This is a genomic window from Phyllobacterium sp. MT110 (genome assembly GCF_058792715.1).
In genome coordinates this window covers 350,737-363,183 of sequence record NZ_JBXAFE010000002.1, presented here as the reverse complement: position 1 = coordinate 363,183, position 12,447 = coordinate 350,737, and the positions used below count along the sequence as shown (strand labels likewise).

General features: G+C 58.2%; 17 protein-coding genes. 11 read left to right on the top strand and 6 right to left on the bottom strand.

Features of this window, described 5'->3' with window-relative positions; translation table 11 throughout:
• Window positions 1-39 precede the first annotated feature (39 nt).
• Genes AC1Q5O_RS13365 through AC1Q5O_RS13355 form a run of 3 tightly spaced genes read right to left on the bottom strand, consistent with a single transcriptional unit; the run spans window position 40 to window position 2,177 of the window.
• Window positions 40-672: a TPM domain-containing protein gene (locus AC1Q5O_RS13365; protein ID WP_223613826.1), complete on the bottom strand. Its 633-nt coding sequence runs from the start codon at window positions 670-672 to the stop codon at window positions 40-42.
• Window positions 673-680: 8 nt separating this feature from the next.
• Window positions 681-1,496 carry a TPM domain-containing protein gene (locus AC1Q5O_RS13360; RefSeq protein WP_403181013.1) on the bottom strand — a complete coding sequence of 272 codons (816 nt, stop codon included), beginning with the start codon at window positions 1,494-1,496 and terminating at the stop codon, window positions 681-683.
• Window positions 1,497-1,556: 60 nt separating this feature from the next.
• A complete protein-coding gene (locus AC1Q5O_RS13355; RefSeq protein WP_492563564.1) occupies window positions 1,557-2,177 on the bottom strand; it encodes a LemA family protein in 621 nt (206 codons plus the stop codon).
• Window positions 2,178-2,316: 139 nt separating this feature from the next.
• On the opposite strand from AC1Q5O_RS13355, the gene AC1Q5O_RS13350 reads away from it, so the two are divergent.
• The 4 genes from AC1Q5O_RS13350 to AC1Q5O_RS13335 all read left to right on the top strand — a co-directional run bounded on the left by AC1Q5O_RS13350 (window position 2,317) and on the right by AC1Q5O_RS13335 (window position 4,738).
• On the top strand, window positions 2,317-2,577 hold the full coding sequence (locus AC1Q5O_RS13350; RefSeq protein ID WP_223613827.1) for a hypothetical protein: 261 nt from the start codon (window positions 2,317-2,319) through the stop codon (window positions 2,575-2,577).
• Between the two features lie 47 nt (window positions 2,578-2,624).
• On the top strand, window positions 2,625-3,509 hold the full coding sequence (pdxY, locus tag AC1Q5O_RS13345) for a pyridoxal kinase PdxY (RefSeq protein WP_464661785.1): 885 nt from the start codon (window positions 2,625-2,627) through the stop codon (window positions 3,507-3,509).
• A gap of 146 nt (window positions 3,510-3,655) precedes the next feature.
• Window positions 3,656-4,324, top strand: coding sequence for a carbonic anhydrase (locus AC1Q5O_RS13340; RefSeq protein ID WP_223613829.1), 669 nt, complete (start codon window positions 3,656-3,658; stop codon window positions 4,322-4,324).
• Window positions 4,325-4,327: 3 nt separating this feature from the next.
• The gene (locus AC1Q5O_RS13335) at window positions 4,328-4,738 is read left to right on the top strand and encodes a Cif family virulence factor (RefSeq protein WP_492563561.1); all 411 of its coding nucleotides are present in this window, start codon (window positions 4,328-4,330) and stop codon (window positions 4,736-4,738) included.
• 60 nt (window positions 4,739-4,798) lie between these two features.
• Here AC1Q5O_RS13335 and AC1Q5O_RS13330 read toward each other — a convergent pair whose 3' ends face one another.
• A complete protein-coding gene (locus tag AC1Q5O_RS13330; protein WP_346305172.1) occupies window positions 4,799-5,620 on the bottom strand; it encodes a lytic murein transglycosylase in 822 nt (273 codons plus the stop codon).
• 348 nt (window positions 5,621-5,968) lie between these two features.
• On the opposite strand from AC1Q5O_RS13330, the gene AC1Q5O_RS13325 reads away from it, so the two are divergent.
• The 6 genes from AC1Q5O_RS13325 to AC1Q5O_RS13300 all read left to right on the top strand — a co-directional run bounded on the left by AC1Q5O_RS13325 (window position 5,969) and on the right by AC1Q5O_RS13300 (window position 10,505).
• Complete coding sequence (locus tag AC1Q5O_RS13325) at window positions 5,969-6,244, top strand: BrnT family toxin (RefSeq protein WP_492563558.1); 276 nt, start codon at window positions 5,969-5,971, stop codon at window positions 6,242-6,244.
• Window positions 6,237-6,533 carry a BrnA antitoxin family protein gene (locus AC1Q5O_RS13320; protein ID WP_492563557.1) on the top strand — a complete coding sequence of 99 codons (297 nt, stop codon included), beginning with the start codon at window positions 6,237-6,239 and terminating at the stop codon, window positions 6,531-6,533. The genes AC1Q5O_RS13325 and AC1Q5O_RS13320 overlap by 8 nt, the downstream gene beginning before the upstream one ends.
• Before the next feature lie 244 nt (window positions 6,534-6,777).
• Entirely contained in the window at window positions 6,778-8,349 is a 1,572-nt protein-coding gene (ffh, locus tag AC1Q5O_RS13315) for a signal recognition particle protein (RefSeq protein ID WP_223613834.1), read from the top strand.
• Between the two features lie 2 nt (window positions 8,350-8,351).
• Window positions 8,352-8,660 carry a chorismate mutase gene (locus AC1Q5O_RS13310; protein ID WP_223613835.1) on the top strand — a complete coding sequence of 103 codons (309 nt, stop codon included), beginning with the start codon at window positions 8,352-8,354 and terminating at the stop codon, window positions 8,658-8,660.
• Window positions 8,661-8,678: 18 nt separating this feature from the next.
• Window positions 8,679-9,119 (top strand): 30S ribosomal protein S16, encoded by a 441-nt coding sequence (gene rpsP, locus AC1Q5O_RS13305; RefSeq protein ID WP_492563555.1) that lies wholly within the window; start codon window positions 8,679-8,681, stop codon window positions 9,117-9,119.
• Between the two features lie 210 nt (window positions 9,120-9,329).
• Window positions 9,330-10,505 (top strand): acyltransferase family protein, encoded by a 1,176-nt coding sequence (locus tag AC1Q5O_RS13300; protein ID WP_492563553.1) that lies wholly within the window; start codon window positions 9,330-9,332, stop codon window positions 10,503-10,505.
• Between the two features lie 29 nt (window positions 10,506-10,534).
• Here AC1Q5O_RS13300 and AC1Q5O_RS13295 read toward each other — a convergent pair whose 3' ends face one another.
• On the bottom strand, window positions 10,535-11,146 hold the full coding sequence (locus tag AC1Q5O_RS13295) for a TetR/AcrR family transcriptional regulator (RefSeq protein ID WP_492563551.1): 612 nt from the start codon (window positions 11,144-11,146) through the stop codon (window positions 10,535-10,537).
• Between the two features lie 99 nt (window positions 11,147-11,245).
• On the opposite strand from AC1Q5O_RS13295, the gene AC1Q5O_RS13290 reads away from it, so the two are divergent.
• Window positions 11,246-11,986, top strand: coding sequence for an SDR family oxidoreductase (locus AC1Q5O_RS13290; protein WP_492563549.1), 741 nt, complete (start codon window positions 11,246-11,248; stop codon window positions 11,984-11,986).
• A gap of 39 nt (window positions 11,987-12,025) precedes the next feature.
• On the opposite strand, the gene AC1Q5O_RS13285 is transcribed toward AC1Q5O_RS13290, so the two are convergent.
• Window positions 12,026-12,418 carry a DUF983 domain-containing protein gene (locus AC1Q5O_RS13285; protein ID WP_223613838.1) on the bottom strand — a complete coding sequence of 131 codons (393 nt, stop codon included), beginning with the start codon at window positions 12,416-12,418 and terminating at the stop codon, window positions 12,026-12,028.
• Window positions 12,419-12,447 lie beyond the last annotated feature (29 nt).

Sequence of the window (12,447 nt, the reverse complement as noted above, 5' to 3'; positions counted from 1 at the left end):
TGCACGTCGGAGGTAAAATTCGCATGACATTTGGACCGGCTACAGTTCCACCAGATGGTCATCGAGCTCGTTGACGTTGTCGGGACCTGCCGGAAAGTGTGTTTCAAGCAATTGCCCCGCATGCCGAATGGCCTTGAGAAAGCCGGAGGCATGATCATCCAGCGCCGCATGGTTTGTCAGGATTGCGACAATGCCGTTCCATTCCTCCTGCGGCACACGCGCATTGATGCCCGCATCCGCCACGACTTCCGCATAATGCTCGGCCAGGGACACGAAGAGGAGAATGCCGGTGCGCTTTTCCGTCAGGTGAACATTGCGCGCCAGGAATTGCTGAACCGCGTTGAGGTGCGCGCGCTGATAGAGGATGCGCTTGGGCACGAACAGCATGCCAAGGCCCGGCACCAGCCGGATCAGCAGGATAGCGGTGAGAAACGCGGCGAGAATGGCCAGACCGAACAGCGGCAGTGAAATCGTGAACCAGTACCAGTGTGCCGCCAGTGCGACCACGACGGCTGCAATGAGGATGGCAACGGTGACCACAAAACCGGCGACGAAGAAATAGCTGTCGCTGCGGCGGGCGAGCACCGCGTAGATTTCGCCGCTGGTCCGGCTTTCCGCATCACGGATCGCCTCGGCGATGCGGGCGTGATCCTCGTCGCTCATCATTGACATGCTCTCTCCTACCAACTTCCCGAAGCGCCGCCGCCGCCGGACGAACCGCCCCCGCCGGAAAAGCCGCCGCCTCCGCCACCGCCGGAAGACCAACCGCCACCACCCGATGACCATCCTCCACCGGAACCGCCGCCCGAGGAGGATCGTGTATCGATGGTCATGCCAAGCCATTTGTAGCGGCCGGGCCCGATCTTCTGGCCGAAAACCGAAGCCATGATCGCCATGCCGAAACCACCGAAGAAGATTAGCACCCAGATCGAGATGAAAATCACCCCGAACCAGTCGATGTTGGAGGACTCCTTCTGGATATTCCGCTTTGCCCGTGCCTGGAGTTCGGCTGAATCGCCGGAGAGCACGGTCAATATATCGTCGACCCCGCGCGCAATCCCACCGGAATAGTCGCCCGAACGGAAGCCCGGAATAATGGCGTTCTCGATGATCAGCCGGGACAACAGATCCGTCAGCGTTCCTTCCAGCCCATAGCCGACCTCGATCCGCACCTTGCGGTCACTGGGAGCGACGACCAGAAGGACGCCGTTGTTTTCCTGCTTCTGGCCAAGCGCCCAGGCGCGATAAAGCCGGTTGGAATAGGGCTCGATCGCCTCTCCATCAAGGCTTGGAACCGTCACGACGACGACCTGGTCAGATGACTTCGCCTCGAATGCCGCCAGCTTCTGGGTGATGGCATCCCGCGTTGCCGCATCGATGACATTTGCGCCGTCGACCACGCGTCCCGTCAGGGCTGGCAGCGCAGCCGCAAAGGCACCGCCCAGCAACAGCCCAAGCAGAACCGGAATCAACAGCAGACCATGCGAAATCCGCATCAAGATGGGACGTCGCATCGTATTGACCGCGCTTTGGCGCATGGTGCGCATTCTGAAAGCCTAGAATTTGACTTGAGGCGTCTGCTTGGCGGAATCGTCGATGGTGAAGGTTTGATAGGGCTGGCTGCCGGTGTACCAGATCCACGTCCAGATGATCGTCGGCATGGTCCTCAGCGAGGTGTTATAAACGCGCACCGCCTCGATATAATCGCGGCGGGCAACGGCTATGCGGTTTTCCGTGCCTTCCAGCTGCGATTGCAATGCCAGGAAGTTCTGGTTGGATTTGAGGTCGGGATAGTTTTCGACAACCGCCAGAAGCCGCGACAGGGCACCGGTGAGATTGGCCTGATTGTCCTGGAAGGCCTTGAAGGTATTGGGGTCCTTCAGCGTATCGGGCGTCACCTGCACCGACGTCGCCTTGGCGCGTGCCTCGACCACGGATGTCAGCACGTCCTTTTCCTGAGCCGCATAACCTTTGACGGTTTCGACCAGATTCGGGATCAGGTCCGCGCGGCGCTGATACTGGTTGAGCACCTCGCTCCATGCGGCCTTGGCCTGCTCTTCATTGGTCGGAATTGTATTGAAGCCGCATGCGGAAAGCAGCGGCATGAGGATGGCAAGCGCCAGAACCGAAAAAACATTGCGTGGCAAAAAGCCTGACGACGACGCCATTTTCTGCATAAAACCCTCTCCTCAACACTCATTTTCCTGACCGGTTGGCCGTTTTGGAACGAAGCAGGCTGAGCGTAGCCATTTTTTGCTGCAAAAGGAACTGGCAAAGCGCTATGCTGCCTTGCAACAGGGATCAAGCGGAATCGCCATGGCTGCCAATGACAAAGAACGTCAGACTGTAACAGAATCGGCGCGGATTCTGGAACGCGTCAACCACGAGTCCAATGCCGGCAGCGGAACCGTGATCGACCGCACTGTTGCCAGAACCAAGGGGCATTTCACCGCGCAAGATGCCGATGCCAGCGATCCGATAGAAATCTGGGGGACACGCATCGGCCGGTTTCTGGGATTGCTTGTCTTGCTCGCCATGTTTATCTGGTTGATCAGTTCTGTTACCGGCAAAAGCTGAGTCTGCGCACTCATCCCGCTTTTCCGAACTCCTTTACGAGTATTCCCATGACCGGTTCTGTTGCTCCCTCCTCCAATGCTGTCATCGTCATTTCAAGCCACGTGGTGCGCGGTTCCGTTGGCAACCGTGCGGCGGTGTTTGCGCTTGAGACTCTCGGACATCCGGTCTGGGCAGTACCCACGGTCGTCTTGCCATGGCATCCGGGGCACGGGCCAGCCAAGCGCATTGTGCCGGAACCCCAGCAGTTCGACGATCTGATCACCGATCTGGAGCGCGCGCCGTGGCTGGGCGAGGTGCGCGCCATCATGACCGGGTATCTCGGCAATGCCGCGCAGGCGGCATCCGTCGCCCGCCTCGTCAAGAAGGTCAAAAGCCAGAACAAAGATGTGCTTTACCTCTGCGATCCTGTGATCGGCGACACGAAAGGCCTTTATGTTCCCGAAGCCACTGCCATCGGCATTCGCGATGAACTGATGCCTCTCGCCGATATCTCCACGCCCAACCGTTTCGAATTGGCCTGGCTCGCCGGAGCCGACCTTCCCGACAACAAGTCGATCATGCAAGCCGCGCTGCATGCCGGTCCCGGCACGATGCTGGTAACCTCGGCCCATCCGATGCTGGCTGGCGGCACGGGCAATCTTCTGGTCACCCATTCCTTCGCCATGCTGGCAGAGCACCGCCTTGTCACCGGCCCGACGAACGGGCTCGGCGACCTGACGTCGGCACTCTTCCTGGCGCGCATGCTGGCTGGCCTCGACCACGAGCAGATTTTGCAGCGGACCACCGCGTCGGTCTTTGAGATCATGGCGCGTTCGGCCAAGCGCGGCGCCGACGAATTGATGCTGGAAGCGGATGCTTCCAGCCTGTCCAGCCCGATGGCGATGATCCAGATGCGCCGCCTTACGCACCCGAGCAAAGGCATCCGGGCCTGACCTGCGCCGTTTCGACACGGGGCGTGGTTCCGCAATTCCGGTGACATGCCGTGAAATGGCCCTATTCTGGGGTCTCGCATTTCAGCATTGCGTCTACCGACACAAGACCAATTGATCTTCCCTTCAATCGGGATTAATGCACCATCATGACCATGCTTCCTGAGAGACTGCTCACCGGTTATCGCACCTTCATGGCGCAGCGTTATGCCAATGAAACCCTGCGCTACCGCCAGTTGGCCGAACAAGGCCAGACCCCTGAAACGCTGGTAATCGCCTGCTGCGACTCCCGCGCCGCCCCCGAAATCATTTTCGACACCAGCCCCGGCGAGATTTTCGTCATCCGCAATGTCGCCAATCTGGTGCCGCCCTATGAGCCTGACGGCGAGTACCACGCGACGTCGGCCGCGCTCGAATTTGCCGTGCAAAGCCTCAAGGTGAAAAATATCGTCGTTCTGGGGCATGGCCGTTGCGGCGGCATCAAGGCGGCGCTCGATACGGAAAGCAAGCCGCTTTCGCCCGGTGACTTCATCGGCAAATGGATGAGCCTCGTGGCCCCCGCCGCCGAAGCGGTCGCCGCCAACGAGCTGATGACCCCGTTCGAACGCCAGACCGCGCTGGAGCGCATTTCCATCCGTTACTCCCTGCGGAACCTGCGCAGCTTTCCCTGTGTCGATATCCTGGAAAAGAAGGGACGCCTCACGTTGCATGGCGCCTGGTTCGATATCTCGACAGGCGAGCTCTGGGTGATGAACCCTGAAACGGGGGATTTCCTGCGCCCGGACCCTGAACTGGTCGACCTGCAGCCGGGACAGTAGCCCATGCGGAAACTGGTGATCGCCGTCGCGCTGCTTTTCAGCCTCGTGGTGCCTTCGCTTGCCGGGGATGCACCAGAGATTCTTGTCGAGCGCTGGTACAAGGCGCTTGCAACGGTTGACCGGGCCGAATTCGCCGATCTTCTGACGGATGATGCCACAATTGTGCTGGAAGACCAGGAAGTCGAACTGAACAAAAGCGAATTCCTCGCTTCACTCACCGAATGGGAGAGTGCGGCAAAAGACACCAAGGTGAAGCATCGGCTTGAGGGGATGGAGAACGGCAGGATGACCATGCTCGTCTGCTACGAATTCCCCGAAAACACCACCTATACGCGTGAGATATTCAGCTTCCGCGATGGCAAGATCAGCGCCAGTGCCCAAGGCGCCATCGGTGAGACCTGTGAAGGCTTCTAAAAGCAAAAGGCCGGTGCGAACACACCGGCCTCTTGAACGTGATGGAGCGGAAGAAAGGCCTTATTTGCCGTCGATCTGCGCACCCATGATCGCGATCGCCTGCTGGTAAACCGTGGCGGCATTCCAACCCTGAATCGCCGCGAAATTCGGCTCGCCCTGCTGATAGCCGGCGCCCCGCTGCCAGCCATGACCAACCAGGAAATTTGCAGTGGAAGCCAGGGCATCGGCCTTGGAGCGCACCATGTCGATGTGACCGCTGCTATCACCATCGACACCGTACTTCAGCACGTTGGCGGGCATGAACTGGGTCTGGCCGATTTCGCCGTGCAAAGCACCGCGCGCATCGGGTGCCAGATCACCGTGATCGATCAGCTTCAAAGCCGCATAAAGCTGCTGGCGGAAATAGTCGCTGCGGCGGCAGTCATAGGCGAGCGTCGATACGGCGGACAGTGTGTGCTGGTCACCCATATAGGCGCCAAAGCCCGTTTCCATGCCCCAGATGGCAATGATCGGGCCGGCTGGCACGCCATAACGCTTTTCGATGCTGGCAAAGAGCGCCGCATTCTGCGCCTTCTGCTTTTTGCCGCGCGACACGATCGTCTGACCGCCGCGAACCTGCAGGAACTTTTCGAGCGAGTACTTGAAGCTCTTCTGATTGCGATCCAGCGCGATCGTCTTCGTGGAATAGGTCACGTTGTTGAGCGCGTTGAGGCCTTTGCTGCCGATCCCTTGCGACTGGGCTTCCTGCTTGAACTGCTGAACCCATGCCGGAAATCCGGCGGAGTTGTTGCCGCACTGGGCGGCGGCCTGCGCCGCACCCGCAGTCAGAAAAACCGCTGCGGCGACTCCTGCAAAAAACCTGGCTTTGGCAACAAATGCCATGGAAATCTCCTTAAAAGTTGAATCTTCTTTGAACCTATCTGCCATTTTTCTGATCCGCTGTCATCTGGCAGAATCCGGCGACATTTGGCGAAACCGCGCCAATTCCGTTTATTTTGACCCGGTTTCGGGCTTTTGGCGCTTCTTGAAGGCATTTTGAAGACAGTGAGCAAGTCCGGAAACGCCAGACTCGTCACAACCTAGAATTGCTACATACAACCTGATTCGGCGGCCGCTTTAGACGTATTGATAAGCAGCATCGCTCCGCTTTCATTGTAAAATAGCCGCAATTTTCCGGCCGAGCCGTATATATTTTTGTATATACATTAATTATTGACCACAGCGATTTTCATGCGTAAATTCGAATGGAATAACGAAAAGGCCAGGAGCAATTTGCGCAAACATGGCGTGGATTTCGAACTTGCAAAGCGATTTCAGTTCGGCACGGCTTTGGAAAGCTTGGACGATCGGGAAAATTACGCAGAAGAGCGAATCGTGGCGATAGGCTTCATCGGACATGCCCTTTTTACGCTTATTTATACCGAGCGTGGTGACCAGATCAGAGTTATCTCCTTGCGCAGATCAACAACCACCGAGATCAAAAGATATGCAACCGAATATGACTGAGAAACAACGCGCAGCACACAGGGCACGCATTCAAGCGGCGTTGGGTAAGATTACTCCCGAAGAAGATGCCGCGCTGACCAAGGCTGCGCTGGAGGATCCGGATACGGTGCTCATCACCGAATTGAGCAGGCGCAAGCCGGGCAGGCCGGTCGCGGATATCACCAAGACGCCGGTTTCCATCCGCCTCAGCCCCGATGTGCTCGATTATTTCCGTTCCGGCGGCCCTGGCTGGCAGAGCCGCATCGACGAGGCCTTGCGCGAAGCGGCAGGATTGAAAAAGCGCGCCTAATGCACTTGTCTTGACTTTGAGCCGCATTTCCTGTTTAAGCCGCCCATCAATCCGCGACGAGTTCCAAACTCCGAGCAGCCGACCGGGACCCCGCAAGGGTTCGACGATCCCGGAGGCCAACACCCGACAGCGCGATGCGCCCTCGGGTGCAATTTTGCTTTGAGCCGCATTTTAACTATGGGCTTTGGCGCGGAGGATGCTTACCTCTCGGGGAAACGGTTCCCGAAAGGATAAAGGAAAACGGATGTTTGAGAGCTTACAGGAACGACTAGGTTCGATTTTGAATGGCCTGACCGGCCGTGGCGCGTTGTCGGATGCCGACGTCGCGGCGGCTTTGCGCGAAGTGCGCCGGGCCCTCATCGAAGCTGACGTTGCCCTCGATGTTGTCCGCTCGTTCACGGACAAGGTTCGCGCCAAGGCGGTTGGCGCCGAAGTCCTGAAAAGTATCAAGCCGGGCCAGATGGTCGTCAAGATCGTCCATGACGAACTCGTTGACATGCTCGGCGCCGAAGGCGTCACCATCGATCTGAATGCCCCGGCGCCCGTCGTCATCATGATGGTCGGCCTGCAGGGCTCCGGTAAAACCACAACCACCGGCAAGATCGGCAAGCGCCTGACCGAACGGTCGAAGAAGAAGGTGCTGCTGGCGTCGCTCGACACGCGCCGTCCAGCCGCCCAGGAACAGCTGCGCCAGCTCGGCGTGCAGACCGGCGTCGACACGCTGCCGATCATCGCCGGCCAGACACCGGTCGAGATTGCCGCGCGCGCCGTGCAGGCTGCCAAGCTCGGCGGCCATGACGTTGTCATTCTCGATACCGCCGGCCGCACGCATATTGACGAGCCGCTGATGGTCGAAATGGCCGACATCAGGAAGAAGGCCAATCCGCATGAAATCCTGCTCGTCGCCGATGCGCTGACCGGTCAGGACGCCGTCAACCTCGCCCGCTCCTTTGACGAACGTGTCGGCATCACCGGTCTTGTCCTGACACGCATGGATGGTGACGGCCGCGGCGGCGCCGCGCTTTCGATGCGCGCCGTCACTGGCAAGCCGATCAAGCTGATTGCCACCGGCGAAAAGATGGATGCGCTGGAGGAATTCTACCCCCGCCGTATCGCCGACCGCATTCTCGGCATGGGCGACATCGTTTCGCTGGTCGAGAAGGCAGCCGAAAACATCGACGCGGAAAAAGCTGCGGCGATGGCCAAGAAGATGCAGTCCGGCAAGTTCGATCTCAATGATCTGGCGGACCAGATCGGCCAGATGCAGAAGCTTGGCGGCATGGGCGGCATCATGGGCATGATGCCCGGCATGGGCAAGATGAAGGATCAGATGGCCGCAGCCGGCCTTGATGATTCCATCTTCAAGCGCCAGCTCGCGATCATTTCCTCGATGACCGCCGCCGAGCGCACCAATCCGGATTTGCTCAAACATTCGCGCAAGCAGCGCATCGCCAAGGGCTCCGGCACCAATGCCGCCGACATCAACAAGCTTCTCAAAATGCACCGCCAGATGGCGGATATGATGAAGGCGATGGGCGGCAAGGGCAAAGGCGGCATCATGAAACAGATGATGGGCGGTCTTGGTGCCAAGATGGGTCTCGGCGGCATGGGTGGTATGGGCGGCATGCCTGACCTCTCGAAGATGGACCCGAAACAGCTTGAGGCCTTGCAGAAGCAGGCGGAAGCCGCAGGCTTCGGCAAGGGTGGTGGTCTTCCCGGTCTTCCGGGTGGCCTCGGTGGTGGTTTGGGCGGCGGCCTCCCGCGCTTGCCCGGCCTTGGTGGCGGGCTTCCCGGCCTGCCGAAGAAGAAGGGATAATCATGACGTCTTCCTCTCTGCCAAAAGAATTGCTCGAACTGCGTGCCTCCATCGACAATATCGATGCGGCGCTGATCCACATGCTGGCGGAACGTTTCCGCTGCACCAAAGCCGTGGGTGTGCTGAAGGCCAAAAACGGTCTCGCAGCCGCTGATCCCGCTCGCGAAAAACAACAGGTCGAACGTCTGCGCGCCCTCGCCCAGTCGGCCGACCTCGACCCGGATTTTGCCGAGAAGTTTCTCAACTTCATCGTCAAGGAAGTGATCAGACATCACGAAACAACTGCGGCCAAAGAAAACGCCGCGAACTAACCAACAGGAGAATACCCCATGTCACTGAAAATCCGCCTGGCACGTGCCGGCTCCAAGAAGCGCCCTTACTACCACATCGTCATTGCTGACGTTCGTGCCCCACGCGATGGCCGCTTCATCGAAACGGTTGGCGCATGGAACCCGATGCTTCCCAAGGACGGCGATCGCGTCAAGCTCGATGCTGACCGCATTCAGCATTGGATCGGCCACGGCGCGCAGCCAACCGACCGCGTTCTGCGCTTCCTCGATCAGGCTGGTATTGCCAAGCGCGACACGCGCAGCAACCCTGAAAAGGGTCTTCCGGGTAAGAAGGCTCAGGAACGCGTTGCCATGGCCAAGCAGGCCGAAGAAGACGCGAAGGCAAAGATTACCGCTGAAGCTGAAGCTGCAAAGGCCGCTGAAGAAGCCGCTAAGGCCGCTGCCGAAGCACCGGCTGAAGAAGCAGCTGCCAGCGAGTAAGCTTTACTGCATCGCCAAGACTGCAAAACGGGTGGCTCACGGCCGCCCGTTTTTGTTTTTGCTCTTGCAAAGAAAGAACACGACTTTAAAAAACAGCGAACGCCCGATACATCATTTACCCACCTCTTTGCCGTTTGACGGCAATCATCTCTCACGCATCACAACCAGCCACCACAGGGTGCTTGGATCAAGTATTACGCGGGTACATTCATGACCGTATATTCGATTTGGCCGACATTCGTGTGCCTCGCCCTACTGATGCTTTTGACATATCTTCCGGGCTTTGATCGGGCCGGCTTCAAATCAACGGCGGTTCGTGTGAATGCCATTGACGGTGTCCGCGGATTTCTCGCGCTGGGAGTGGCGATCCACCATTCCGTAATTTACTATCAGTTCGTCCGGTCGGGTATATGGCAGGTTCCCCCCTCACGATTCTACACGCTTATCGGACAGGTCAGTGTTGCATGTTTTTTCATGATAACTGGCTATTTATTCTGGGCGAAAATTGTCCGCTCAAAGGGACGTCTGGACTTTGCCGAGCTGATGAAGGGCAGATTTTTCAGACTTGCGCCCGTTTATTGCCTAGCAGTTTCTCTCGCTGTCGCAATTATCGTTTGGAAGTCCGGCGGTATCCTGAAGATGCCGCTGTCGCAATACCTTCTTCAGATCATCCAAAACATGGCCATCGGAATCTTTCCGTTCACCGGGATGAACAATGAGCCAAGTTCAGCAACAATTTTGGCAGGCGTTACGTGGACGCTGCAATATGAATGGCAGTTCTATTTTGCTTTGCCTGCCCTAGCCATCTTCGCCAGACAGGCGCACACCCACCTGCCTTTTGCGATCGTGACATTGTTGACGGCACTGCTTCTCGTTCTCATGGGCGGCAGTTCAACCCTGGTCTTTTACGTTTTCTTTGCCTGTGGAATGGTCAGCGCTTCGCTCGAGGTCTCCGGTTATCTGCTCAAGTTGCCAAAGTTTGTTTTATCCGTCCTGTGCACCGGATGCCTGATTGCCATTATATTGTTTTACGGCAGCGCTTACCGGCCGGAGGTAGCGTTGCTTCTCGGCCTCGCATTTTATTTTCTGATCAGCGGCGCAGATTTATTCGGATTCCTCATTGCAAAGCCTTGCGTCAGGCTCGGCGAAATCAGCTATGCGGTTTACATGATGCAGGGGCTGGTTCTGTATGCGCTGTTTGCCGTCCAGCCCTTCCGCGATTTTGCGATGGCGTCTGACCTCAACTTTTGGATTGCTATCCTCGGTGTTCTTGTCAGCTTGGTACTTTGGGCCCTGGCCGTTCATTTGTTTGTCGAACGCCCCGGCGTAGAATTGGGACGAGGAGAACACGAAGGGCATCACAATCCCGCATCCGCGCACGTCTAAATCCTGACGAAGGCCGGTCTTCGATCATTCTATCCCGGGGTTGACGTCAGCCCCTCCCACGCTGCCATAGCCGCATGTGCAGTTTTCACCAGCTGATCCAGCGTTGCCCCATCGCGGGCGGTGATCGACATCCCATGCTGTACGGTGGCGTAGAATTCGGCGATCTGCTGCAGATCGGCCTTTGGGGAAAGCTCACCTTCGCGCACCCCGCGTTCCAACCGCTCGCGCAAAAGCATCACATTCTCGAGGCGGCGCTCGCGCAAGAGAGAACACGGTGTGTCCGCACCCTCCTCACCATGCAACGCCCCCAACACGACCATGCATCCATGCGGCTGGCCGGGATGCGTATGCGAAATTGCGGTTTGCTTGAGAAAATCGGCAATACCTTCCTTTGCCGTCGCCGCTGTCGGCAAAGCGTTCTTGATACGTCGCCCCACCTGATCCGTGTAAAGTTCCACCGCCGCCCTGAACAGGCCAGCCTTGCTGCCGAAAGCCGCGTAAAGGCTTGGTGCATTGATCTGCATGGCCTCCGTCAGATCGCTCATGGAAGCGCTGTCATAGCCTTTCTGCCAGAAAACGCGCATCGCGCGTTCCAGTGCGGCATCACGGTCAAAGGCGCGGGGCCGGCCCTTCGGCAACATGGCAATCTCCTTTTGTAACAATCAATACATAAATCGCTTGACGCTTCGGTGCAAGAGTGGCAGTTATTTATGTATCAATCATTACATAAAGGAAAATCGATGCCTCGCCTCTCTCCTAAAGTTGCTTTCATCACCGGCGGAAGCCGCGGTATCGGCGCAGCCATTGCCCTTAAACTGGCCAAAGACGGTGCCGATATCGCCATCACCTACACCAGCGCCCCGGACAAGGCGGATGCGACGGTCAAGGCCATCGAGACGCTTGGACGCCGGGCAATCGCCATCAAGGCGGACAATCTCGATGCGAAGGCTGTCGAGAGTGCGGTGCATGAAGCCCACGCCAGACTTGGGCGGCTGGACATTCTTGTGAACAGCGCCGGGGTCTATACGATGGACACTGTCGATAAACTGGAACTGGAAGAGTTCGACCGGGTGATGTCGATTCATGTCCGCGCGAGTTTTGTGGCGGCAAAGGCAGCCGCGGCATTCATGCCTGCTGGCGGCCGCATCATCAGCATCGGCAGCAACCTGGCGGAAATCGTTCCCTTCCCGGGCCTGATTGCCTATTCGACCAGCAAGGCTGCTCTGATCGGCCTGACCAAGGCACTGGCGCGCGATCTCGGGCCGCGGGAGATTACCGCCAACATCGTCCATCCCGGCTCGACGGATACCGATATGAATCCTGCCGATGGCGATCATGCCGAAGGTCAGCGCGCCCGTATGGCCATTCCGCGCTTCGGCGAAGCCAGGGACATCGCTGGTCTGGTGGCCTTTCTTGCCGGTGAGGAAGGCCGTTTCATCAACGGCACGTCGCTGACGATCGACGGCGGCGCCAACACCTGATCGACGGGAACGGCCCCGGCCTTATTGCCTGGGCCGTTCTTACTGCTCGCCCTTGCGCACCAGGCGGCCTTCTTCGGCCTTGTGGAAGAATTGCGAACATACCAGCCAGCCCTTCAGCGGCCGCAGCAGGATGAGGCTGCCGAACAGGGTCAGGGGCAGTGTGGTGAACAGATGCACCCAGATTGAGACTTCGTAGGTCGTCTGCAGCCAGAGCGCGAACAGCATGGCTGGAACAGCCACGATGGTCATGGCAAAAAATGCAGGACCGTCTGCCGGATCGGCAAATGCATAGTCGAGCCCGCAAACCTCGCAGGAGGGAGCAAGCTTGAGAAATCCGTGGAACAGCCGCCCCTGTTGACATTGTGGACAGCGGCCGAGAATGCCGGTCTTCATCGGATTGTCGGTCGGGTGGTAGTGGCCTGTCTGTGACATGGCTGATGCCTTTCGAGTGAAGCCTCATT